Below are 23,261 nucleotides of genomic sequence, written 5' to 3'. Positions count from 1 at the left end.
AGACGATAAAAAATGCCCGATTACGCAAGTTTAACTAAGCTAAGGCAATTCATCAGGCTAAAATTCAGAACTCCGCGTATTGAAACATTTAATGAACAAGAACAAGATTTGGGTTTGTTCAACACAGTCGTTTGTAAAACTCTGCAAAGCGCTATGGAAACGCATCCTTACTTGGCGTCCTACGTTAAAGGATTGCCTGAACAGCCAAAATATACGACGAACATAGAAGAAGTACCCTTCGAAGAAAAAGTTAATGTATTATATCCATTAGGGTTAGGCATTTACGCTCATATCACAATGGGCGAATCAGCCAACAGATACAACATCATTGAGCCGCCAAATCCAGACCGAAAAATATTGGCTGAAATAGAAACAGCAGTCGCAAGACTCGTAGAAGGCAAAGATTATGGTGACCAAAAAGCCATAATTTTAGCCTCTCTTTTTAGACAAACAATCAAGAAAAAAATGGTTAAATTGCCAAAAGGAACCGATGAAGAAATTTTGCTTTATCATTTTTTGAGAGAAAAAATAGGGCATGGCTTTTTAGATGGATTTTTAGCAGATCCTGGCCTTGAAGACATTAGCATTCCTGGCGAAGGCAGTGTTTTTGTTTATCATAGAACTTTTGGTAACCTTCAAACAAGCGTGGACGTATCACAACAAGCCATCAACGAGCTACTGAGAAATATAGCTGAAAGACACGGGAAAGTCCTAAGCTATACCCACCCCATAATTGACATTCACTTGAACGACGGCTCAAGACTTAACATAGTCTTTGGCGAAGACATCAGCCTGAGAGGCAGCAACTTCACCATAAGAAAGTTCCCCAAAGAACCAATTTCAGTTGCACAACTAATCAAATGGCATACACTCACACCTGAACTGGCTGCTTATTTATGGATGCTCTTTGAAGTAGGAATAACTGCCTTGGTCTGCGGAGAAACAGCCTCAGGCAAAACAACAACGCTCAACGCCCTGACAACATTCATCGGTGCCGACTCAAAAATTATCAGCATAGAAGAAACACCAGAAATCAACGTTTATCACAAAAACTGGATTAGAGAAATCACCAGACTCCACACAGGAGTTCAAATAACAATGTTTGACCTCCTAAAAGCAGCCCTAAGACAAAGACCAGATTACATCATCGTAGGCGAATTGCGAGGCGAAGAGGGCAAGATAGCCTTCCAAGCCGTTGAAACTGGTCACCCTGTTCTATCAACGATGCACGCAGGTAACCTTGGGCAACTGTTCCAGAGACTGACCTCATACCCAATTGATGTACCCAAAAGCCACATCGACGGCTTAAACCTAGTCATTTTCCAAGCAAGAATAGAAAGAGGAAGCAAATTCATCCGGCGTTGCACCTCAATTAACGAAGTTATCGGTTATGAACCTGACGAAGGCAGACTAAACTATCTGCCTACTTTTATGTACGATGAAGATTTAGATCAATTTCGCTTCATGGGTTCAAGCTTCCATCTAGAAAACCGAGTTCTTGCGTTCAGGGGATGGGGTGAAGACAGAATCCGAGACATTTACGAGGAAATGAAAGTCAGAGCTGAAATACTCAATTATCTTGCAGAAAATTTCCCAACCCATACCGAAGTCTCCAAAGCAATGACAACTGCCAAAACTTTAGGCATATGGGAGGTCCACCGTCGAGTTAAAGAGATGAAAGTCCCGTGGGTTTGAATCAAAAATTTATTCGACTAAGTAATGAAACACAAAAAAACCTACTGATGACGAGGCAACACAAAAAATTAGTTCTGGTGCTAACCCCTTCGATGCTTTTTTTCCTCTACTTTGTGGTTAACAAAGAACTCATTGAAGCCATGATTAGTCTTGTACTGGGATTAGCTGTTTTAGGCATGTTAAAATACATGGAAAAACGAAGCGTCAGAAGCAGGATTGACCAAGCGCTCACAACAGCCATCTTTCATATGTACAGTTTATCTTTGGGAGAAACAACCCCCTCAGATTTAATTACAATAATTGCTGAAAACCGAGAATACGGATTTTACTCCATTGTCTTTAAGAAGATTCAAAACTTGGCAAAACATTTCGGTTACGGAATCACCAACGCCACAGCCCAAATCGCCAAAACTGTCAAGTCACCATTAAAAGATATTCTTGTCCGTTGCACAAACACATTCTCCAGCGTTGAACCTAAAGGATATTTAGAAATCGAATCTTCGATGCTGATGGAAGAGTATTCGGGATATTATTCACGAACGGTTAAAACATTAGAGACTTTAGGCGGTATATCTACAACTTTCCAGAGTGTAACTGTCTTCTTGATCATGACACTTGTTATCATGTCAGTTTTCATGATTGATTCGGGCGTAATAATTTTAGGTTACATAATCTCGGTTTTGGCAACAATAATGATGTATGGGCTTTTTAAATCTGCAGCGCCCACCGAACAAATCGTCTACATTGGCAAGTACCCGCCAAAAATATACAAGTATATGAGGCTAAGCATTCTGACGATTATTCCTGCATCTGCTGTACTAGCCGTTTTTTCCTACATCCGACTCGGCGCGCCGTATGCGTTTATTATTTTTGGTTTGGGAGCTATTGTTCCAGGCATTTTCGGCTACATGTTAGAGAGAGAAGTTGCCAAAATTGACAAGAACTACCCCAGTTTCCTGAAGGCTCTGGGCGAGAACATGGCTTCCACGTCTGATTTGAAAACGTCCCTTTCCTTTATTCTCCATATGGAACTTGGTCCCCTACGCAACCTTGTCAACTCAGCTTTATCAAGAGTAAAATTGGAAATTAACCACAGGCAAGCGTTAGAAACACTTTCTGAAGAGGCCGCATCATACCATGTTCACATGAGCAATAAAATACTGCTTGATTCTTTAGGAAGGGGAGCTGACCCCTTAGTATTAGGTAACGCATTAGGAAACAGGGTGGTAAAATTTCTTGAACTCAGAAAAATGCGTGATGTGGTTGCCAACAGTTTTCAGATGGTAGTTTTGGTTACTCAACCTTTAATTGTTGTTCTTCTTACAGTTTTGGAAGTTTTGGCAATTTTTATGTCTCAATACTTAACAGGACTGTCATATTTTGGCTTCAACGTCCTGCCGATAACATTAATACAAATCAGCAACACAGTCGTAATCTTCATAATGGCCATAATGAACGCTTTAACCGTTAAAGCCGTTTCAGGCGGATACTGGGGGACTTTCTTCTTGAATCTTGGAATCTTGCTTACTATAAGCGGCATAGCATCAATAGCATCGCATACGCTAATACAAGGCGCTTTAAATTCGATGCCAAGTTTAGGGTTACCAACGGCAATAATATAAGTTAAGATTTTTCGAGTAATACAGCCTAATTAGATTTTTCTCAAAAAATATGCTAAAAATAAGGTTGCGGCATAAAATTACCATGCTTTTATGGTAAACTTTGCTGTTGTATGCTTCAAAAACCGCAACGTTTATTAAATATTAACTCTTAATACATACTAATAATAAGTAGTGTAAGTAGTAGTATAAGTAGAAGTGGTGGAAATTGAACAAAGAAAAACCAAACATAAAATGCACAAAATGCAATTACGAGTGGCACACTAGATCAAAACTTCAGATGGTAAGTTGTCCTTCATGCAACCAAAAAATCCGCAATTCTGTACGAGCACAAATCATCAATTTTGTCCAACATAAACGAGGCATTGTAGGCTTAGAAACAGCCATAATACTGATAGCCTTTGTCATAATTGCAGCTGCCTTCAGCTTCATGGTCGTTAACCAAGGCTTGTACGCCACCGACCGAGGCAAGACAGTAATGCAGCAGGGTCTACAGCAAGCTAGCACACCGTTAATTGTTGATGGAACAATTCTTGTCCGAACCAATCCCGCTGGAACAGCCGTTAACTACGCGATAATTCCCATAAAAGCATTCGGATCAAACTTCATCAACATGGGAAGAAACCAAACAAGCATAATATTAACGGTAGGCGAGAAAGCATGGGCAAACGCATATCTAGGTACACTGCATGTAGGTGAAAGCGACGGAACAAGCTACAACGCGACAAGCATAGTTTATGATCCGACAGGCAAACAATTCGATGAATTCGCGGGCTTCCAATTAGCACTGCAAACAACAAGTGGACAACCATGCAACATCTACGTAAATGAAACTTACAGTGCTGGACACGCAAAGGGTTTGACAACAGGAGTGGTCTTTGCGGTTTCGAACAGCAACGGAGATGAAGCATTAAACTCAGGTGAGGAGGGTTACCTCTTAGTGGCGCTTGGCTCAGGCGATGAAGCAACTGCTAGAGCACCAATAACTCTTGAGTTGAGAATAGAGAACAGCGCAACGATTTCAATAGTGTTTACTGTACCTGCATCTATGCCAGCAAACAGTTATGTCCCGCTGTATTAGGAAAAAGCTAGCGATAATTCGTCGTTGGGGGAGCGGCGATTAACGCAAGCATCTTTCTCATTTTTAACAAACAAAGCATCTTGAAATATCAGAAATCAGTATTGCCAGTTCATAAATGATTAATATAAAAACAGCCTTTTAGTGAGGTAACATTAAGAGGAAAGTAAAATGAACTGGAAAAAAAACCTATGCAACTTTGTAAAACAAAAGCGAGCTATAGTTGGTTTAGAAGCCGCGATAATTCTCATTGCATTTGTTATAATTGCAGCTGTTTTCAGCTTCATGGTCGTTAACCAAGGACTTTTTGCAACGGAACAGGGGAAGACTGTAATCCAGCAAGGTTTACAGCAAGCTAGCACACCATTATCAGTTGATGGAACTACATTCGTAAAGACTTCCGCAGACGGCGCAAACGTAACAGCCATACTCATTCCGTTGAAAACCTTCGGAACAAAATATGTTTCAATGAACGAGGAAACAACTGTAGTAACTCTCAAAATAGGCTCAAACGCATGGCCAAATGTTTACGAAGGAAGCAGCGCATCAACACCCGGTGAAACATTCGACAACATGGTATCAGGCGTGACAGAAGACAACGCTATGCTCTACATTCAAAATAGCAACGGCGATCAAGCCTTAGATTCAAGCGAAAAAGGTTTTCTCGTTGTGTCTTTAAGCTTAGATAACGCAGCACTAGTGCGGTCACAGGTAACTATTGAAATCAGGTTAGAGAAGACTGCGCCGCTCACGTTAGAATTCACTATCCCAGAGTCAATGCCGGCAGGTTCATGGGTGAATGTTTAAACATTCACTTTCATGATACAATCGTAGCAAAGCTCTAATCGAGAAGAAAAAGCGGGAATAGTTGCATAAGAAAAGCTTAATTGCGTAAGGAAAGAAGAGTTGGCCTAATAGCCTGAGTTTTTTGCTTTTAATGTTTTAACATATTCTTAACCGAATAACTTTTACAAGACAGAAAATTATCTCAAGATGATTTTTTCACCTGTCGCTATGTACACGATGGATTCGCAAACGTACGTTGCGTGATCAGCAATTCGTTCTAAGTACCGCGTCATCAGCACAGTTGAGATTACGCATTTACTACTAACACGTTTTTGGTTAAGTAACTTGTCCAAGTATGCAAAGTACATTTTGTCTACTTCTCGTTCGGTCTCAGAGACAGTTTTAGCGAGCGTTACATTGTGTTTTCTGAGAGCATCTATACTGATTTTTACCATGGAGAGAACTTTTTTGCTCATGTCTTCGATATAATATTTGTTCCACGACGCACATTCACTTAAACCGTTCAACTGGTCGTTGATGTATGCGATGTCAAGAGCGTACCGTCCGTATCTTGCGAAGTCATAGCCTATTTTCATGTAGGATTTTATCGTTCGCAGGTCAGAGGCCACGGGTTGGAAGCGGGCGATTAACTGGAAGGTTTGGTCTTCGATTTTATCTGCCATGGCTATGAGTTCATCTGAAAGTTCTTTGACTTGTTTTTGAACGCTTTTTCCGGTGAGGTAGCCTTGTATGGAAAGAGCCAAGGTTTCGTAGGTTAACTCTCCCATTCTTACAAGCATAACGGATTGTTCTTCTAAGCCTTTGTCGATTATTCTGCTCATACTCTTTTCTCCTATCCGAATTCTCCTGTTATGTATTTTTCTGTTAATGGGTTTTTTGGAGATTCAAAAATGTCTTTGGTTTTTCCAAATTCAACTAACTCGCCTAAATACAGAAACGCAGTGTAGTCTGAAACTCGTGAGGCTTGCTGCATGTTATGAGTAACTATGACCACTGTGTAATCCTGCTTGAGTTCTACCACTAGCTTCTCAATTTTAGCTGTAGCAATAGGGTCCAAAGCGGAGCAGGGTTCATCCATTAATATGACCTCAGGCTGCAGAGCAATTGCGCGAGCTATGCAAAGCCGTTGCTGTTGACCGCCTGAGATGCTTGTGCCAGGTTTTTTTAGGTCGTCTTTCACTTCGTCCCACAGTGTAGCTTGCTCTAGGCTTTTTTTGACTATTTCGTCGAGGTCTTTGCCTTTTTTTGCGCCAGTTAACTTTAAGCCAGCCGCAACGTTATCGTAAATGGACATTGTTGGGAATGGGTTGGGTTTTTGGAAGACCATGCCGACTCTGCGTCGTATCTGTACTGGGTCAACTTGTTTGTCGTAAATGTTTTCGCCATCTAGAAGCACTTGTCCAGCCGTTTTGGCGTTGGGTACAAGTTCATGCATGCGGTTGAGACCTCTGATGAATGTGGATTTGCCGCATCCTGAGGGCCCAATTATGGCGGTTACAGCGTTGCTTTTTATGTTTAAATTTATGTCTTTTAGGACTTGTTTTTGTCCAAACCAAGCGCTAAAGTTGATGCTTTGCATTTTTAGGTCTGCATCGACTGGTTGTTTGTCAAGGGTTTTCTCTTCTGGTGTATTCTCGATTGTCATTTTCTCAATCTACCTCTGGTTGCTACTCTAACTGCAATGTTCAAACTTAACACGATAAGAATCAAAATCAAGGCGGCACCCCAACCTTGCGCTTGCATACTAGCTGAGGGCTGTAAAGAGTTTCTCCAAATTTCAAGGGGTAAGGCTGCCATGGGCTGGTTTAGACCTTGAAAGAAGTACCTGTTGCCGAGAATAGTCATGGTTAAGGGTGCAGTTTCGCCTGCAATGCGAGCGACTGCAAGGAGCGTGCCTGTTATCAAACCGCTTTTTGCTGAAGGCAGCACTACACTAAGGGTTGTCCGCCATTTGTGTGCACCCAGCGCCAACGATGCTTCTCGCATGCTGTTTGGTACGAGTTTTAGGGATTCTTCGGTTGTTCGGGCAACAATTGGGATTAGTATGAATGATAATGCTATGGCGCCTGCAATGGCAGAGTAACTGCCTATTAGGGCGATTACGATTACACCGTAAGCAGTTATTCCAACTACGATTGATGGAAACTCGGTTAAAATGTCGTTAATGGAGCGCATTGCGGATGCGTACTTGTTGTTGCCGAACTCTGCAAGGTAAACGCCTGATAATATTCCGACTGGAACACCGATTACGCTTGTTAACCCGATAAGAATCAATGTGCCCTGTATTGCTGGTCCGATGCCACCGTTGGCATTGGTTTGAATGAGAAAGTTTAGGCTGATTTGTGGTGCGCCTCTTGCAATGACCTCGTATAGGATGCTTGCAAGGGGAGTAACCGCTATGACCACGCAAGTCGCGCAGAGAACGAAGAAGAGGCGGTTTTTGAATTTTCTGAAGGCATAGTTGGAGATTATTCGACTGCGCCTCCTTTAACCTTTAGGACACGCGTCACCATCAAGTGTGCGCCCACGTTGATGAGTAAACTTACCACTAGCAAGATTAAGCCAACACCTATGTAGGCTGAGGTTTCAAGGGTTCCTGTTGACTCCAAAAAGCCGTTAGCGATAAGAGAAGCCATGGTTTGCCCTGGCTTAAACAGTGAGGTGGGCATGGCTGCTGCACCGGGCGCGTTGCCGATGACCATTGAAACCGCCATTGTTTCGCCCACCGCTCGCCCTAAACCGAGGATTACGGCGCCGAAAATGCCTGAGCGCCCGTAGCTTATGACCCAGTGACGGATGACTTCCCACTTTGTCGCGCCGATGCTGTAGGCGCCTTCGCGGATGCTGTTGGGAACAGCGCTTATCACTTCTCTTGAGATGGAAGCTACCGTGGGAATAATCATGATTGCGAGGAGGCACCCAGCTGTGAAAATGTCTAAGCCAAACGGTGACCCGCTAAAAATCGGAATCCAACCTAAATAGGTTGAAATGGGAATTTCAATAAAATCACGTATCCAGAAACGGAAAATGAACAGTCCCCAAAGGCCATAAATTACGCTTGGAACTGCCGCTAAAAGCTCCACTAGGTAGCCGACTGGCACTCTGAGTCCGCGGGGAGCCATTTCTACAAGAAAAATTGCGATGCCCAAGCTTAAAGGCACCCCGATTAGGAGTGCAATGCTTGAAGTGACAAGAGTTCCCAGTACGTATGGGAGAGCGCCGTAGATTTCTTTGCCTTCAACTGGGTTCCATGAGGTGCCAAATAGGAAGCCTGTTCCGAACTGTTGTAAGACTGGACCTGAACCAGTTGTTAAGACGTATCCTGTAACGATGAGGATGATTAATGCTGACGCCGCGATGACAGCGGTTAAATTCTTGAAAATAAAGTCGCCTGTTAATCTTATTTTTGTTGTAAAAAAGTTTTGGAAGTGGAGCTGTTTCAGAGCTTGATCCACCTACGTTATGAGTTGTTGTCCGTTAAACGTTATTGACCGAATTGTTGCTTCGTTGAGGTGTACAACATCGTTTGGCAAAGGCGCGTAATCAAGTGCTGGAGCTATCTGTTGTCCATCATGCACAACGTACCATAAGAACTCAACCAGTGCGGTTGCACGTTCTTTAGTCATTCCATGTATGACATTGAGTTCTTTGTATACTAATAGGTAAGTGAAGCTTACAATTGGGTATGGGTCTTCTCCTTGAGTGTTAAGCAAACTGACGTTAAGCCAGCTTGCATCTCCTGGGGGTAAACTGCTGGCTCCAGAGGCGGCTGCTGCTGTCGTGGAGGCTAATGTTGGCAAGACGTAGTTGCCGGAGGGGTTTTGCACTGCTGCAACCGTCATACCGTTCTCTATTGTATAGGCTAGTTCGACATAGCCGATGGAGTATTGGGTGCTGTTGACGATTGAAGCAACGCCTGTGTTGCCGTTTGAGCCGCTTCCGCTTGGCCATTGTACTGATTTGCCTTGTCCAACGTTATCGCGCCAATCTGTGCTTGAAGCGCTAAGGTATCCTGTGAAGATGTAGGTGGTTCCTGAACCGTCTGAGCGGTGAACTGTGTTGATTCCCTTCGCTGGAAGGGCGGTGTTGGGGTTTAGGTTCTGGATGGCTGGGTCATTCCACATGGTTATTTTTCCTTGGAAAATGTCAGCTATGACCTTGCCTGTTAGACGGAGACCAGAAGGAATACCGGGAAGGTTGTAGGCTACTGTTACGGCGCCGATTGTTTCAGGGAGGTGGAGAGCGTTTGGAGCATCAACTGCTTCAGAGGAAGTTAACGGAGCGTCTGTTCCTGCGAAATCAACGTTTTTGTTTTTTAAATCAGAAATTCCGCCGCCGCTGCCGATGGCTTGATAGTTAATCTGCACGTTAGGCTTGACTTCGCTTGTGTATTTTGTGATGATGCTGTTTAAGAGGGGATAGGGAAATGTTGCGCCCGAACCATTCAAGTTTATTGTCGTTTCTTGTGAGCCTGATTGTGAAAGGTAAACGTATGCAACGACTGAACTAAGGATTATGGCGATAGCGACTATAGCGATTAAAACTATATATTTAGACCTCATATTTTCATCCTTGTTTTTATGCACATAAAAAACATCATTGGTTATATAGCAAATCTCCATAAAATTTATAGTCTATATAGATATACCTAATATAATGAAAAACCATAGAAAGAGTAACTTGGAGTCAACAGTGGCGAAAAAAGCAGAAAAAGTAAACGAAGAGCAACGCAAGCTCCAAGTCACAGGCGGATCAACATTCATTCTCTCTTTGCCAAAGGATTGGGCAATAAAAAACGAGCTTAAACGCGGAAGCTCAATGATTGTGCGCGAGGAAGAAGACGGCTCGCTGTCTATTGCGCCTTCGAGTTTGCCTAAAAAAGAAAAACATGACGAAGCTTTCATCAAAGTTTCAGTAAACGATAATCCTTACGCTGTTATGAGAACAGCGATTTCTGCTTACTTGAGCGGGTACAACATTATCCACATTAGGGCGCAGGGGCAGAAAACGCTCTCCTCTGAGTTGCGCAATCACCTCAAGGGTTTTGCTAGGCACTATTTGGTGGGCACTGAAATAGTGATTGACACTCAGACTGATTTGACCCTGCAGGTTTTGCTTAATTATCCTGAACTAACGGTTCAAAATGCCCTAAGCCGTATGTCAATTATCGCCTCATCCATGCATAAAGAAGCCCTATTGGCATTGAAGAATCTTGATTATACAAGCGCTAAATCAGTTATCAAAACTGACCGCGAAGTTAACCGTTTTAGCCTCTACATCGTGCGGCTTCTCAAGTTGGCTGTTTCAAACCAGAGAATAGTTAAAGAAATCGGCTTAAGCAACCAAAGAGAATGCCTCGGTTATAGGCTAATAGCTAAGTCAGTTGAAAGAACCGCGGACCACGCAACAAAAATCGCTGAAAATACACTGCTGCTCAAAGACCCTGTTAACGCCGAGGTTTTGGAGCGGATAGGTCGGCTCAGCAATTTGGCTATTTTAATGTTTGAGAATGCCATGGAGGCTCTGTTTAAGCATGACTTTAACTTAGCTGAAAGCGTTATTGAAAGGCTAAGTCAAGTCTACAAGTTGGAGAAAGAAACGGTTCTTTCTACACAGACCGCCAAAATAGAAGAAATTGTTAACCTTAGATTGCTAATTGAGAGCGTTAGACGAACCGCAGAATACGCAACCGATATTTCTGAAGTTGTCCTGAACCTGAACGTTGAATCAGTCTTAAGCTGAACTTCTTATATTAAACGGTTGCTGAGAACGCCAGTAGTTACCTCTATAGTCAATGGCTATCTGCAAAGAATCCAAAATCAGTTGCTATGAGCGCATGGAGAATAGTGTATTAAAATTAAAAAAATAAAATGGGTTTTAGGATGTGTAAACTTGTGCGCCGTTGTAGGTAATTGATCTTATAGTTGCTTCGTTGACTGTGACAACGTTGGATGGCAAAGGTGCATATGATAAGCCTGACGCCAAGTTTTGTCCGTCATGTACCATGTACCATAACCATTGCACAAGGGCAACTGCTTTGGCTTGAGTCATTGTTGGAATTACGTTTAGTTCTTTATAGACGATAATGTAGCTAAAGCTCACGATTGGGTAAGAGTCTGCACCTGGAGCGTTTAGAATATTTACACTTGACCAGCTTGCGCTACCTGCAGGTAAACCTGCCGAGGCGACTGATTGGGCAGCTGCAGTTGTGGTTGCGAGGGTTGGCATGACAAAGTTGCCGGCGGCGTTTTGGATTGCGGCGACCTTCATTTGGTTCTCTATTGTGTAGGCGAGTTCAACATAGCCGATTGCGTAGGCGTTTCCTTCAACAGTTGCAGCAACACCAGCGTTATTGTTGGCACCAACACCAACTGGCCAAGCGACTGATTTGCCTTGTCCAACCGTGCTAGCCCATGTACTGCTTACTGCACTAAGGTAGCTTGTGAAGACAAAGGTTGTTCCTGAACTCTCAGCTCGGCGGACAACCATGATGGCTTGGCCTGGCAATGTAACGGTTGGGTTAAGAGCTTTAATGGCGCTGTCGTTCCACATGGTTATGGTTCCTAGGTAGATGCCAGCGATGACTGGCCCAGTTAATTTCAAACCTGTAGGTATACCGGGTAAGTTATAGGTCACTGTTACGGCGCCGATAGTTTCTGGAATATGTAGTGCGTTAGGTATGTTGTTTGTCTCGGTTGCTGTCAGCGGTGCATCTGAACCTGCAAAGTCAACGGTTTTTTGTTGCAATGCATTGATGCCCCCTCCGCTGCCAATTGATTGGTAGTTGATGGTTGCCCACGGTCTAGTGGCTGTGTAGTTGGTTATCATGGCGTTGATTAATGGGTATGGGAAGGATGCGCCTGCACCATTCAATGTTGCGGGTTCAGGGGTGGGTGTTGGGGCTGGTGATGCAGTTGGGGCTGGAGTTGCTGCAATAACTATGATTATCGTTAAAGCGCCTAAGATTTTGTATGTTGTATTCATTTGTTTTTTCCTCGGTGCGGAAGTATTGAAAAAGTGGGTAATATAGGCGCTGAATATAGAATACGAAGGCATTATAGAAGAACATATAATAAATATTTTTGATGATAAATTGAATTATAGAAAAAAATCAGTAAATAAAAAATCAGGGTTATCGTGCATTCACCGTTAACCCGAGCAGACCTTTGTCTTGGTCGCCTAACACTCTTCTATGAGGCAGATTATTTCCGTATTCTGATCTACGCTGTGACTGTCAATTAGGTGAGCTGTTCCGTCTGGGCAATAGACTTTATCGCCTACTACAGCTTTTTTGTAGCGTGTGCTGCATGCCTTTAGCAGGGAGCAACCATCACAATCTCTTGAAAGCATTCTTTTTTCACCTTTACCTTTTTTCAAAAAAGAACATAGTATTGAGTAACCTATAGAGATAGCCATTATAGACTATATAGAAAATATAGTGCTGAAAACAAGGATTTGCATTGAAACAGTGAGAAAGCTTTAAGAAACAACCACACCATTCAAAAACAGAAAGCAATGAATCAAAATGGGTTAAAAGCGAAGGGAATTTTCTTAGATTTGGACGGCACGATAGTTGACTCTACCGAAGCCTACATAGAAGCCGCAAGGATAGCTTTCCAAGCCGTTGGACAAAAACCGCCTCACAAAAAGCTTACGCTTGAAATCCCGCGAAGAATCGAGCAGGGCTTACCCTTCAGCGACATAATTAATGGCGATAAGAAACGGTTCCTGCAGGTCTATTTGGATGCTTATTACTCCATCACCGAGACTAAAACAAAACTATTGCCGAACGTTTCAGCCGCGTTGGAGACGCTGTCTGGAAAGGCTAAGCTTGCGTTGATTACCATGCGGCATGTTCCAAACCAAACCATCCAAAAAGAACTTGACTATCTGGGAGTCTCAAGATACTTTGCGCACATCGTGACCGCCTTGGATACGTCTAAGCCGAAGCCAGCCCCAGAAGCATTAATACGATGCATGAAAGCCTTGGACTTAGAAATAAGTGACTGCATTATCGCTGGCGACTCAGTTAATGATGTACGGGCGGGCAAAGCTGCGGGCGCACGAACCGTAGCAGTGCTTTCAGGCCTGTTTGACCGCCAAGAACTGGCAAATGAGCAGCCTGATTTGATTTTGCCAGATGTTACTGCACTTCCTCATTTCATTAAATAAGGCGTTTTTAGGGTTATATCGAAATACGGAATATTGTCATAATGCGACTAAGGCAATTATATGTGAATAAAAAATAAAGTTTAATTAAAACCTCGACTTTAGTCAGTATGGAGAGGGCTTAGAGAGCGGGAATCATAATGAACTTCATAGAGATAATGATAGGGGAGAAATTAAAAGATGCGGATTCAGCCTTGGATGTAACGGGCTCGGACCGCAAAGTCTTGCAGGTTGCCTGCCGAGATTTTACAAATTACTTAAAATTCCACTGGAACCTCATTGGAAAAGAAGCAAGCGAATGCGAACTTGCTGAAAGAATAGAGCAACTCTTTAAAGAAGACTCAGACGAACTAAATGCCTTCGTCACGGTTTGGATAGGCACATGGTTTAAGAAATGGAAACAACGCGTGAAACTACTAATAGGCGACCAGAACGCTACCAGATGGAACAAGATGTCAAAAACACTAAGCGAAGCTGAACCATTATGGCGTAAAATCGAACAAAAACAACAGCTCCAAGAAGTTGTTGTCGCAACACTGATAAAGAACGGCGAAATCTGCGGAACAGAAATTTTAGCGGAGAATCTGCTTAAACTTGAACTGGGAGAAAAACGCTTTCATTACACTAATGATAAAGAAAAAATCCTTGGAATGGTTAACAATACACTCAGAAAAGCGCGTGAAATGGCGCAGAGTAAGGGTCCACTTATCTTTGTTAAAGTAGATAAGGGCTACTATAACACAGCAACTGATTGAGAACAGCTCACAATTTAATTCTTATTTCTAATTTTGTTTCTTTTATAGGAAAAGTAATTTTTTTTAAAAAAATATTTTATACGACTCTTTGTCTTTGCAGAGTCTTTGTTCGCCAAGTGTACCGTCTAATCGTGGTTGTTTCACCATAGCCACAAGCTGCACATCGCTTATTGCGCACATGGTATGCGCGTCTTCCACAGCGCCTGCACATTATGTGGACGGTTTTGCCTTGGCGCTTGCCCATGGATGGAGTGCCTTTTCCCACGGTGATCACCTAGGCGGTGGTGAGATAAGGACTACGTTGTCTCCTCGGACGATTATGAGTCCTAGCTTCTTTTGGTTTTCCACTACAGTTGTGTCTTCGGTTTCTTCTAGAACTAGGTTTAGGTGCTGGTCGAAACCCTTCAGTCTACCCCGCAGGCTCTTTCCACCTTTTAGGCGGACGAGTACGATTTTGCCAAGGTTTTGTTCAAGGATTTCGGTTGTCATTTCGCTCATTCTGGAATCCTCATCTATCTTGTTCTCTTCTATACTTTATATCTCAACATTTAAACCTATCTCATGGACTACAGAAAACGACTAAGGGGTTTTGCTGGTGTTGAGCAGATACTCCATTGCTAGATAGTTGAACATTATTAGAGGTTTGCAACGCAAATCTTATTTGCCTAAAATTCCGTATGTCTAAAAGAGGCTAACTGTAAATGTCAACCGCCAATAGCTCAAATGAAGCTTACGACTTCGAGAAACTTAGAAAACCCATACAAGACATAATTAAATTCACTAACACAATTGACGAAAGATACCGTGAAAAATGCTTTGAAGTTCTATTGAACCGCTATTTATCCAAGGGCGTAGAGATGAAAGTTAGCGCGTCAATACAAGAAGAGGATATCGTACCTGTACCCCAAGATATCCCACTTGAACTCCAAACTTTCCTACAAGAAAACAGGATATCCGAAGAAACGGTGAATAAGCTGTTTTTGAGAGCAAGAGGGGAAGCGCGACCGATTTATAAGATTGCAGAAAAAAAGAAGGCAGTTGCACAAATTCAAGTAGCCTTGCTAACAGCGTTTGAGAATGCATTGGTAACTCCCAGCGGCGCGTTGGAGTTTCAAATGAAGACTGCTAGGCAGAGATGTGTAGACTATAATGTTTATGAAACTGATTTTATTAATAACTTTAAGAACAGGGCAGGCTTATTCACAAATCTGGATAATGAGGTTATTGCGTTAACTCCTTTAGGTAAGACAGAACTTGCGAAATTGTTGACTTATTTTCAAAACAACGAGTAGTAATGAACTGTTGATGCCACACCCTTAACCCAGAACTTGATGCAACAGCTAAGTAAACTATTTTTGAGCATTTTTTACGCTTGCACTTTATAAGCGTGGCATGCACTAAATTTGGGGAGAGGAATGTGAATAACCGAGCATGGCGTCGATACTTGAATTCTTGATAGTTTTCGCCTTTTCCCTTGGGGTGAACGCGATTCCGTTCGCTGGTCCCTCAAACATTCTCATTCCCACATGGTTCCCCAACCTCCTAGTAGGCGCTGACGCCACTACGTTGGTAATTGTGGGTTTTCTGGTTGCGTTAGGCGCTGCCATAGCCAAGGGGAGCCACTACATGATTACGTTCATCATCAGCGGCAGGTTGAGCGAGCAGAGGCGAAAGCGTTTGGATGCTGATGCAGTGAAGGTTCGGCGTTGGGCTTTTCCACTGCTGTTTTTGGCGGCGACGTCGCCGATTCCCGACGAACCCATAGTTATCCCGTTGGGGCTCATGAAGTATAGTCCAGTGAAATTCTTCAGTGCCTATTTTTTTGGCAAACTCACCATCGCCATCGTAGGTGCTTTTTTGGGTGGTTACATCGAGACTTCTGTCTCCGATTGGATAAGCCAAGAAGTGATGATTGCCCTCTCTGTCGTGTTAACCATCATCATAACCATCATGCTTTTGAAAGTGGATTTTAGCAAGTGGATAGAGAGAATCTTGCGCAAGAAACCAAAAGCCCAAGCAGAGGAGGAAAAACCTAATAACCAACAAAAAGACGCAGTACAGGAAGAGAATAAATGCCCACCAAACAACGCCGATACCCCCTAAAAGCCAAAGAAGCCAAGCAAATCTTAGAAGAAGCCCAGCAGAAGCTCAAGTTCAATTTGGAGGAGGTTTTCGGCGCTAAAGCCAGCGTGGAAGTGGTTGAGTCGGATGTGGGCTTGATTTACCTCATCGGTGGGAAGGCTGTTCTCTACAAGGCAAGTGACAAATTTCTGCCGACTTTGCTGTTCTCCGAATTCGCTGCGAAAGCTCCGAAAATCATCGTGGACATGGGTGCAGTCCCGTACGTCTGTAAGGGAGCAACGGTGATGGCGCCGGGTATCGTGCGCGTTGAAGGCGAATTTGGGGTTGGCGAATTAGTTTTGGTAGCAGATGTGAAGTATGGTAAAGCTTTAGCTGTGGGTGAGAGCCTGTTTGATGCGGCAACGGTACGGCAGACCAAGAAGGGTCCTGTTGTTAAAACCCTGCATTATGTTGGCGATAAGGTTTGGGATTACATAAAAACTCTTGTTGCTTAGAAATGGCTTGTCTTGTTGGTTAGTTTTTTGGTTAGTTGTTGTTGAGTGGTGGTTTGTTGTGGACAACATCCGTGTTAAAGATTGCTTTTTTGTGTCTGCGTCTGGTTTGGGTTGCTGTTTGGTTGTGGGCTTGGCGATTGTTCGTGTGTGTGAAAGCATGTACGTTTGTATGTACGGTAGCAAGTTTGCTTGCTCTGCCATTAGACCCTATCCCCCTATTTAAAGGCGAGATTTTCAGCATGCTGTTGGCGTTGAAAAACGGTAATTTCACCTACCCCTCTATAGTTTCTGCATAGAATTTCTAATAGCATCCAAATAGGCTCCTAATAGGTTGGTGAGCTACGCAATTTTGGGTAGAGAGCGCATTGCCAGTGAAGTGGGCTTACAAGAATCGCCCAGAAAAGCCGCGGGTTTATGCCATGTCTCACCTCGCGCAGTCTTGCATCTTTCCACATTAACAAAAAAAACAGCCCAAACCCACCCTATAAGCAATTTTGCCGCTCAAAAAGCCGATTAAAATAGGCAGTTTGTTTTAAGGGCAAAAGTTAAGAAACCCATCACCGCATATAAAGTGATGGTGAACCAAACGTGACTGCCATGCTAACAACCGAAGAAAAAGAGCTGCTAGCAAGAGCCGCTAACCTCATGGAGGAACTCTTAGAAACCATAGAAGTAACCGAAGACAAACAAATCGCCAAAGAACTCAAAGCCGCCCTAAAAGAAGTTGACCAAGGAAAAACCCGCCCTATAGAAGAGCTAATTGAAGAGGTAGGTACGTAAATCTTCTAACGACTAATAGCCTTACTTTCGTAAAGTTTTTAAAATTAAAAAGCTGAATTCTAGTGTCAAGCGATGAAGCAGTAAATGACGTTCAATTCTGTTGTGCTGGCAATCGTTGATCCAAGCGTGTATGCTTTTCCCTACGCCATAGCTGTCACAGTGCTCGCTCTCATCGTCTTAACGTTATTTTTCAAGTTCCCCTCGCTGAAGCAATACCGCAAAAAAAGAAACCTTCTCATTTACGGTGCAGTTGCGATGGTTGCGGTTTTGCTGGTTTTTCAGGCACATGATGTAGCCATAGGTCCAACCCACATCTCCTACATGTTTGATTGCGGTGGTGAGTTTTCCTCTGGGCACACCAATCAGTTTAACGTTACTTGCTCCAACAGTGGCTTTAGAACCGCCAACTTCTACGTTGTCCTGCATAGTGTCAACGCCAGCTTCACCGCTCAAAACCCGCAGGACTACCTCAAAGTAAACAGCACAACGCTCAAAATTCCCTTCTCCTTCCAAGAATTAAATAGGGCAACAGAGAGCAAACCAGTATTCTTTGAAATCGACCAGAACGCCGCAGGTTTTTCTTTCAGCGCCAGCGTGGAAGCTCAAAGCGGCAGTTCATTAATTGTTGTAACCTGTATGCCAACGTTGGCGGGCTGCTGGAACTCCACAGGCAACTGTTACACGATAAATGACTGGGCAATAATAACCGCTTAACTATCTCAGCCCAAATTAAGAAGATAAAAAATAGAGAAGAGGGACTTATCTTAGTTTTCTGTCAACCAGTCTGCCCTGTGCATCAACAAGTTGAACGTCAAGCGGCATCTGCCCCACCGCGTGGGTTGCACAGCTGAGGCACGGGTCAAAAGCGCGAATAACTGCTTCAACGCGGTTCAGCATGCCTTCTTGGAGTTGGCGGGCTTTAACGTATTTTTTAGCCACCTGCGTTATAGCCTTGTTGTAGGCGATGTTGTTGTGTTCTGTAGCGATAATCATGTTGTTCCACGTAATCAATCCAGTGCGGTCAACCTTGTAGTGGTGAATCAAGGTGCCTCTGGGCGCTTCAGCAACGCCGACACCTTCATAACGATTAACTAAAGCTTTAGCACCGACATGTTCAGAGAGGATTTCAGGGTTCTTCAGCAGCTTCTTAGCGGTTTCAACACAGAACAGCAACTCAATGAGCCGTGCATAGTGATAGTGGAAAGTACTCTGCACAACGCCGTTTTTGCCTAGCTTCTTGAACTCTTTGAACTCTGCGTCAGCCAAAGGCGTGCCGCAACGCGAAGCAACATTTAACCTTGCCAGTGGTCCAACTCGGTAGGCGCCGTCTGGGTAACCGATGGCTTTGAAGTACGGGAACTTCATGAATGACCATGGCTCAACAGCCTCGCCGATGAAGTTTTGGTACTTGGTTGGGTCAACGCATTCAGCTACCACTTTGCCGTTCTGGTCCATAATGCGGATCTTGCCATCGTAATGCTCCAAACAGCCCTCAGGAGTAACCAAACCCATATAATAGCTTGGGAAGTTGCCAAAGTTCTCAACCTCCTCCTCGAAACCGTCAAGCATCTTCTTGTACATCTCAATCGTCTTTTGCGTACTGTCAATAGCTTCAGGCAAGTAACCGCGAAGATAATCAGCCCGCTCCTTAGTCAGCGGCCACTTGGCACCGCCAGGCTGAATCCACTCGCTTGAATGAATTTTTTTGCCTGCGACTTTTTCGATTATTTCTTGACCAAACTTGCGCAGTCGTATGCCACGTTTTGCCAGTTCAGGTTTCTTCTCCAATAAGCCGAAAATGTTTCGCTGAGCAGGGTCAGAATCCATCCCTAACAACAAGTCAGGCGAGCACAAATGGAAGAAACTCAACGCATGTGACTGAATCAATTGCCCCATGTGCATCAGACGACGCAGCAAAACCGCAGCGTCAGGCGGAGCAACGCCGACTATGGCGTCGCATGCTTTAGCGCTGGCTAAGAGGTGGCTAACTGGGCAGATACCGCATGAACGACTGGTTATGCCAGGCATTTCATAGAACGGCCTGCCTTCAGTAAATTTCTCGAAGCCGCGGAAGTCCACAACTTTGAAGAGTGCTTCTTTTACTGAGTCATCATCATTCAACAGAATCGTGACTTGCGCGTGCCCCTCAATTCGAGTAACAGGGCTAATCACAATTTTCTTTTCAGTTTTTGCTTTAACCATACTTTGATCTTCCCTCCATCACAGGCGTCCTGCCAGCCAACAACTCCGTTAGCACGTAGTAAATCAGGTCAGCCGACGGCGGACACCCAGGAATGAAAAAGTCAACTTTAACAGCCTCATGCAACGGATGAGCCTTAATGAGCAGTTTAGGCACTGCCGTTGGGATGGCAGCGTTCAGGTCCTCAGGAGCCTTATATGCGCGTTCCAGAACTGCTTGGTCACTGTTACGCCAAGAGTTACGCAGAGCCGTAACGTTGCCAGTGACAGCGCAGTCGCCAAGCGCTATGAGGATTTTTGTTCGAGACCGCATCTTCTTCAGTAGCTCCAATTGCTCCTCATTTGCCACTGCGCCCTCAATTAGCGTCACAACAACGTTCTCTGGAAACTCTTTCACATCAGCGATGGGGCTATAAACAACAGTTATTTTCTTTGCCAAATCAATTAGCCGCTCGTCTAAGTCAAGAAACGACATGTGGCAACCAGAGCAACCGCTTAGCCACACGGTTGCAACTCTAACTTTTTCAGTCTTGGTCATTTGCGCGCCCTCCTTGCCTTAATGAATTCCGCAATATCTTTACGCTTAGTATGCTCAATCGGTTCTCCTTCAATGTAAATGGCACCCACAGGGCAAACCTTGGCACATTTGCGGCATGAAGTGCAAGAGCAAGAATTAGCCCACTTCTCATCCAAATCCATAATAACTTCAGCATCTTTGCCGCGAAGCTTCAAATCCAGCGTGTGAACGCCTTCAATTTCATCACACACTCGGATGCATCGCGTACACAATATGCACCTGTTGCGGTCAATCGTTAAGAAATCATGCGACAAGTCAATTGCGTCACTGCTAAAGTTACGTTCAAACATAACGTGGTCAACGCCAAGCTGGTTTGCCATAGCTTGCAATTCACAGTGCTCGTTGGCTATGCAGACCGAGCATACGTGGGTTCTCTCAGCAAGAAGTAACTGTACGACCATTCTACGGTAGTCTTTTAGTTTCTCTGAATTGGTTGTAATTTCCATTCCCATGCTTACAGGAGTTATGCATGCTGGGAAAAGCTTGGGTGAACCACTAACTTCAACTAGGCACAAGCGGCAACCGCCATAAGGCGTTAAGCCCTCCAAGCTGCAAAGGGTAGGAATAATTATCCCGTTGTCTTTAGCAGCCTTAAGTATCATAGTACCTTCAGGCACAGTTACCTCAACGCCATCAATTTTTAACTTAACCAAAGATCCACTCATCTAGAATTCCTCCTGCGTCTTTTTGAAGCATTTACCCGCTGGACACTTCTTCTCTTTAATATGTTGAATATACTCGTCTTTGAAGTAGCGCAGAGTCGTCAAAACAGGGTTAGGCGCAGTTTGTCCCAGACCGCAAAGGCTGGCTTCACGAATAAAAACTCCAGCCTTCTCCAAAGCCGAAATATCCTCAATCTTGCCGACACCCGTTGTAATCCTGTCAAATATCTCTTTGACCCGAATCAGCCCTGCCCTGCAAGGAGTGCATTTTCCGCATGATTCGTCAACACAAAATTCAGTAAAGAACTTGGCAGTGTCAACCATGCACGTTTCGTCATCAAGAACAACTAGCCCGCCTGAACCCATGATTGCACCTACACGCGTAAGCGAATCATAATCAATCGGCAAATCCAACAGAGTATCTGGCAGACAACCGCCTGAAGGACCACCAACCAGCACTGCCTTGAATTCTCTACCTTTCGGAACGCCCCCGCCTATATCGAAAACGACTTCGCGCAGAGTGATGCCCATGGGAACTTCAATGAGTCCTGGATTGTTAGTTTTGCCTGTGAGCGAGAAACATTTGGTTCCCGTGCACTTGGGTGAACCGATTTTGCTAAACCATGCACCGCCATTCTGGATTATAATGGGGATGTTTGCGAGCGTTTCTACATTTTGAATCAGTGTCGGTTTACCGTATAAACCAGAGTTTGCTGGGTAAGGCGGACGCGGACGAGGCATAGCTCTGCGACCCTCCACAGAAGCAAGAATAGCTGTTTCTTCTCCAGCAACGAAAGCTCCAGCGCCAAACCGAAGTTCCAAATCAAACTTGAAATTGGTGTCAAGAACATTATTGCCCAAAAGAGAAATTGACCTAGCTTGAGCTATCGCTTTCTGCAAAGTCTGAATCGCCAGCGGATACTCTGAGCGGATATACAAGTAACCCTTCTCTGCCCCAACAGCATAAGCAGCAATCAACATACCCTCAATAATCGCATGCGGATCAGCCTCAGCTAAGGTACGGTTAGCGAAAACTCCCGGGTCACCTTCATCTAAATTAGCAACAATATACTTCGGCGACCCATGCGCCCGCGCCACAAGACCCCACTTCTGCCCTGTTGGAAAACCTGCACCGCCTCTGCCTCTCAAACCGCTAGTTGCAACCTCGTAGATAACACCCTGCGGAGTCATCGTTGCCAGACACTTCACAATGGCAGAGTAACCGCCCATAGCTATGTAATCTTGAATTCTCTGCGGGTCAATTTTGCCAGCGTTACGCAAGACAAGCCTGTGCTGTTTCTTGTAGAAACCCTCATTCCTGTATAACATGTCCTTAACAGGCAAGCCCAGAACGATGTGGTCTCTGACGATTTCTCTAACCTTATCAGGAGTTACTTGCTGATACAAGTAGTCGCCGGGCTCAATCATTACTGCTGGACCAACAGCGCAGGTTCCTGGGCATCCAGTTCGTGCAACTTTGCATTCTTTCTCTACGCCAAACTCCTTCACAGCGTTTTCAAACGCTTTTAAGAGGTTCAACGCGCCAAGAGGCACACAGCCGCTTGAGCAGCAAACGTTGATGCGGTATTTGTATGCTCTCTCAAAATCTACTTCTTGTTCAGCTATTTTTTGAATATCAGCTAGATTCAGATTACTTGCCTCCTAAAACTTGTTTAATTTTTTGAATCACAACTTCTTTTGTAGCCTTAGGGATGACTTCGTCATCAACAACTAAGGTTGGCGCCATCGCACAGGCACCGATGCAACGAGTAGCAAGCAGAGAAAGCTTCCCATCCTCTGTGGAGCCGCCTCGTTTAAGCTTGAATTCTTTCTCGATGGCTTGCACGATTTCTTCAGCGCCCTTAACATAACATGCAGTCCCCAAACAGCTTGTAACAATATGTTGCCCAGGCTTTCGCATTTTGAAAAAACTATAGAACGTCGCCACACCAAACACATGGCTTGGCGGAATATTTAATGACCCCGCGACATCCATTAACAACTCTTTGTCTAAATAACCATAAATTTCCTGAGCGCGATGCAAAATCTCAAGCAAAGCGCTTTCCTGATAATCATGCTCTTTAAGCACTTTTTCTAGCATTAAACGGCGCTTGTCATCTTTTTCCAAGATGTTTGTCCTCCGATGTGTTATGCACATTTTTATGCATAAACGTTTAGGCATACAGAAGGGACCCATATAAAAGCTTAAAGGGCAATAAAACACAATTTTAAGGTCTTATCTTGGCATTCAAAAGTCTAAAAATCGTTTTTAAATTCTTATAGGTAATCTTTTTCAACAGATTTATTGTATTCTTTCAGAAAATATTTTATTGTTCATCATTGT

27 protein-coding genes are annotated in these 23,261 nt (G+C 43.9%); 12 read left to right on the top strand and 15 right to left on the bottom strand.

The genetic code is table 11. The features are described from left to right. The first annotated feature begins 12 nt into the window (after positions 1-12). The 4 genes from NWE95_00225 (at position 13) to NWE95_00210 (ending at position 5,199) form a co-directional block, all read left to right on the top strand. Complete coding sequence (locus NWE95_00225) at positions 13-1,695, top strand: type II/IV secretion system ATPase subunit (GenBank protein ID MCW4002330.1); 1,683 nt, start codon at positions 13-15, stop codon at positions 1,693-1,695. Positions 1,696-1,787: 92 nt separating this feature from the next. Then, positions 1,788-3,317 (top strand): hypothetical protein, encoded by a 1,530-nt coding sequence (locus tag NWE95_00220; protein MCW4002329.1) that lies wholly within the window; start codon positions 1,788-1,790, stop codon positions 3,315-3,317. Between the two features lie 205 nt (positions 3,318-3,522). Continuing rightward, the gene (locus NWE95_00215) at positions 3,523-4,395 is read left to right on the top strand and encodes a hypothetical protein (GenBank protein MCW4002328.1); all 873 of its coding nucleotides are present in this window, start codon (positions 3,523-3,525) and stop codon (positions 4,393-4,395) included. A 168-nt stretch (positions 4,396-4,563) separates the two neighbouring features. Next, positions 4,564-5,199, top strand: a complete 636-nt coding sequence (locus NWE95_00210; protein MCW4002327.1) for a hypothetical protein — start codon at positions 4,564-4,566, stop codon at positions 5,197-5,199. Positions 5,200-5,375: 176 nt separating this feature from the next. Here NWE95_00210 and phoU read toward each other — a convergent pair whose 3' ends face one another. Genes phoU through pstS (NWE95_00185) form a run of 5 tightly spaced genes read right to left on the bottom strand, consistent with a single transcriptional unit; the run spans position 5,376 to position 9,761 of the window. Then, entirely contained in the window at positions 5,376-6,020 is a 645-nt protein-coding gene (gene phoU, locus NWE95_00205; protein MCW4002326.1) for a phosphate signaling complex protein PhoU, read from the bottom strand. A gap of 11 nt (positions 6,021-6,031) precedes the next feature. Then, positions 6,032-6,844 carry a phosphate ABC transporter ATP-binding protein PstB gene (gene pstB / locus NWE95_00200; protein ID MCW4002325.1) on the bottom strand — a complete coding sequence of 271 codons (813 nt, stop codon included), beginning with the start codon at positions 6,842-6,844 and terminating at the stop codon, positions 6,032-6,034. After that, on the bottom strand, positions 6,841-7,668 hold the full coding sequence (gene pstA, locus NWE95_00195) for a phosphate ABC transporter permease PstA (GenBank protein ID MCW4002324.1): 828 nt from the start codon (positions 7,666-7,668) through the stop codon (positions 6,841-6,843). The genes pstB and pstA overlap by 4 nt, the downstream gene beginning before the upstream one ends. Next, positions 7,668-8,654: a phosphate ABC transporter permease subunit PstC gene (gene pstC / locus NWE95_00190; GenBank protein ID MCW4002323.1), complete on the bottom strand. Its 987-nt coding sequence runs from the start codon at positions 8,652-8,654 to the stop codon at positions 7,668-7,670. Before pstC ends, pstA begins: the two co-directional genes overlap by 1 nt. After that, positions 8,655-9,761 carry a phosphate ABC transporter substrate-binding protein PstS gene (pstS, locus tag NWE95_00185; protein ID MCW4002322.1) on the bottom strand — a complete coding sequence of 369 codons (1,107 nt, stop codon included), beginning with the start codon at positions 9,759-9,761 and terminating at the stop codon, positions 8,655-8,657. It abuts the gene before it with no gap. 130 nt (positions 9,762-9,891) lie between these two features. Here pstS (NWE95_00185) and NWE95_00180 point away from each other — a divergent pair, with 130 nt between their 5' ends. Then, positions 9,892-10,941 carry a phosphate uptake regulator PhoU gene (locus NWE95_00180; GenBank protein ID MCW4002321.1) on the top strand — a complete coding sequence of 350 codons (1,050 nt, stop codon included), beginning with the start codon at positions 9,892-9,894 and terminating at the stop codon, positions 10,939-10,941. Between the two features lie 135 nt (positions 10,942-11,076). On the opposite strand, the gene pstS (NWE95_00175) is transcribed toward NWE95_00180, so the two are convergent. Both pstS (NWE95_00175) and NWE95_00170 read right to left on the bottom strand, forming a co-directional pair. Then, positions 11,077-12,183, bottom strand: coding sequence for a phosphate ABC transporter substrate-binding protein PstS (gene pstS, locus NWE95_00175; GenBank protein MCW4002320.1), 1,107 nt, complete (start codon positions 12,181-12,183; stop codon positions 11,077-11,079). A 195-nt stretch (positions 12,184-12,378) separates the two neighbouring features. Continuing rightward, positions 12,379-12,549 carry a hypothetical protein gene (locus tag NWE95_00170; GenBank protein MCW4002319.1) on the bottom strand — a complete coding sequence of 57 codons (171 nt, stop codon included), beginning with the start codon at positions 12,547-12,549 and terminating at the stop codon, positions 12,379-12,381. A 165-nt stretch (positions 12,550-12,714) separates the two neighbouring features. Here NWE95_00170 and NWE95_00165 point away from each other — a divergent pair, with 165 nt between their 5' ends. Both NWE95_00165 and NWE95_00160 read left to right on the top strand, forming a co-directional pair. After that, positions 12,715-13,371: an HAD family hydrolase gene (locus NWE95_00165; GenBank protein MCW4002318.1), complete on the top strand. Its 657-nt coding sequence runs from the start codon at positions 12,715-12,717 to the stop codon at positions 13,369-13,371. Positions 13,372-13,508: 137 nt separating this feature from the next. After that, on the top strand, positions 13,509-14,123 hold the full coding sequence (locus tag NWE95_00160) for a hypothetical protein (GenBank protein MCW4002317.1): 615 nt from the start codon (positions 13,509-13,511) through the stop codon (positions 14,121-14,123). Between the two features lie 76 nt (positions 14,124-14,199). Here NWE95_00160 and NWE95_00155 read toward each other — a convergent pair whose 3' ends face one another. Further along, positions 14,200-14,388: a 50S ribosomal protein L37e gene (locus tag NWE95_00155; GenBank protein MCW4002316.1), complete on the bottom strand. Its 189-nt coding sequence runs from the start codon at positions 14,386-14,388 to the stop codon at positions 14,200-14,202. 5 nt (positions 14,389-14,393) lie between these two features. Then, positions 14,394-14,621, bottom strand: a complete 228-nt coding sequence (locus NWE95_00150) for an LSm family protein (GenBank protein MCW4002315.1) — start codon at positions 14,619-14,621, stop codon at positions 14,394-14,396. A gap of 203 nt (positions 14,622-14,824) precedes the next feature. Here NWE95_00150 and NWE95_00145 point away from each other — a divergent pair, with 203 nt between their 5' ends. The 3 genes from NWE95_00145 to NWE95_00135 all read left to right on the top strand — a co-directional run bounded on the left by NWE95_00145 (position 14,825) and on the right by NWE95_00135 (position 16,699). Then, positions 14,825-15,415 carry a hypothetical protein gene (locus NWE95_00145; protein MCW4002314.1) on the top strand — a complete coding sequence of 197 codons (591 nt, stop codon included), beginning with the start codon at positions 14,825-14,827 and terminating at the stop codon, positions 15,413-15,415. Positions 15,416-15,554: 139 nt separating this feature from the next. Further along, entirely contained in the window at positions 15,555-16,226 is a 672-nt protein-coding gene (locus NWE95_00140) for a VTT domain-containing protein (GenBank protein ID MCW4002313.1), read from the top strand. Continuing rightward, a complete protein-coding gene (locus NWE95_00135) occupies positions 16,196-16,699 on the top strand; it encodes a DUF1947 domain-containing protein (protein MCW4002312.1) in 504 nt (167 codons plus the stop codon). The genes NWE95_00140 and NWE95_00135 overlap by 31 nt, the downstream gene beginning before the upstream one ends. Before the next feature lie 31 nt (positions 16,700-16,730). Here the strand turns inward: NWE95_00135 and NWE95_00130 are convergent, their stop codons facing one another. Further along, entirely contained in the window at positions 16,731-16,970 is a 240-nt protein-coding gene (locus tag NWE95_00130) for a hypothetical protein (protein ID MCW4002311.1), read from the bottom strand. A 317-nt stretch (positions 16,971-17,287) separates the two neighbouring features. Here NWE95_00130 and NWE95_00125 point away from each other — a divergent pair, with 317 nt between their 5' ends. Next, positions 17,288-17,479 carry a hypothetical protein gene (locus NWE95_00125; protein ID MCW4002310.1) on the top strand — a complete coding sequence of 64 codons (192 nt, stop codon included), beginning with the start codon at positions 17,288-17,290 and terminating at the stop codon, positions 17,477-17,479. A gap of 84 nt (positions 17,480-17,563) precedes the next feature. Next, positions 17,564-18,193 (top strand): hypothetical protein, encoded by a 630-nt coding sequence (locus NWE95_00120; GenBank protein ID MCW4002309.1) that lies wholly within the window; start codon positions 17,564-17,566, stop codon positions 18,191-18,193. A gap of 45 nt (positions 18,194-18,238) precedes the next feature. Here the strand turns inward: NWE95_00120 and NWE95_00115 are convergent, their stop codons facing one another. Genes NWE95_00115 through NWE95_00095 form a run of 5 tightly spaced genes read right to left on the bottom strand, consistent with a single transcriptional unit; the run spans position 18,239 to position 23,045 of the window. Beyond that, on the bottom strand, positions 18,239-19,681 hold the full coding sequence (locus NWE95_00115) for a Ni/Fe hydrogenase subunit alpha (GenBank protein MCW4002308.1): 1,443 nt from the start codon (positions 19,679-19,681) through the stop codon (positions 18,239-18,241). Next, complete coding sequence (locus NWE95_00110; protein MCW4002307.1) at positions 19,674-20,216, bottom strand: NADP oxidoreductase; 543 nt, start codon at positions 20,214-20,216, stop codon at positions 19,674-19,676. Before NWE95_00110 ends, NWE95_00115 begins: the two co-directional genes overlap by 8 nt. Beyond that, on the bottom strand, positions 20,213-20,908 hold the full coding sequence (locus tag NWE95_00105) for a 2Fe-2S iron-sulfur cluster-binding protein (GenBank protein MCW4002306.1): 696 nt from the start codon (positions 20,906-20,908) through the stop codon (positions 20,213-20,215). The genes NWE95_00110 and NWE95_00105 overlap by 4 nt, the downstream gene beginning before the upstream one ends. Positions 20,909-20,920: 12 nt before the next feature. Next, positions 20,921-22,543: an NAD(P)H-dependent oxidoreductase subunit E gene (locus tag NWE95_00100; protein MCW4002305.1), complete on the bottom strand. Its 1,623-nt coding sequence runs from the start codon at positions 22,541-22,543 to the stop codon at positions 20,921-20,923. Between the two features lie 25 nt (positions 22,544-22,568). Next, positions 22,569-23,045 carry an NAD(P)H-dependent oxidoreductase subunit E gene (locus tag NWE95_00095; protein ID MCW4002304.1) on the bottom strand — a complete coding sequence of 159 codons (477 nt, stop codon included), beginning with the start codon at positions 23,043-23,045 and terminating at the stop codon, positions 22,569-22,571. Positions 23,046-23,261 lie beyond the last annotated feature (216 nt).

This window comes from Candidatus Bathyarchaeota archaeon, assembly GCA_026014725.1.
Lineage (GTDB): Archaea > Thermoproteota > Bathyarchaeia > Bathyarchaeales > Bathycorpusculaceae > Bathycorpusculum.
Note: the sequence above shows the minus strand (reverse complement) of the source record. Positions and strands in the feature narration are given on the sequence as shown.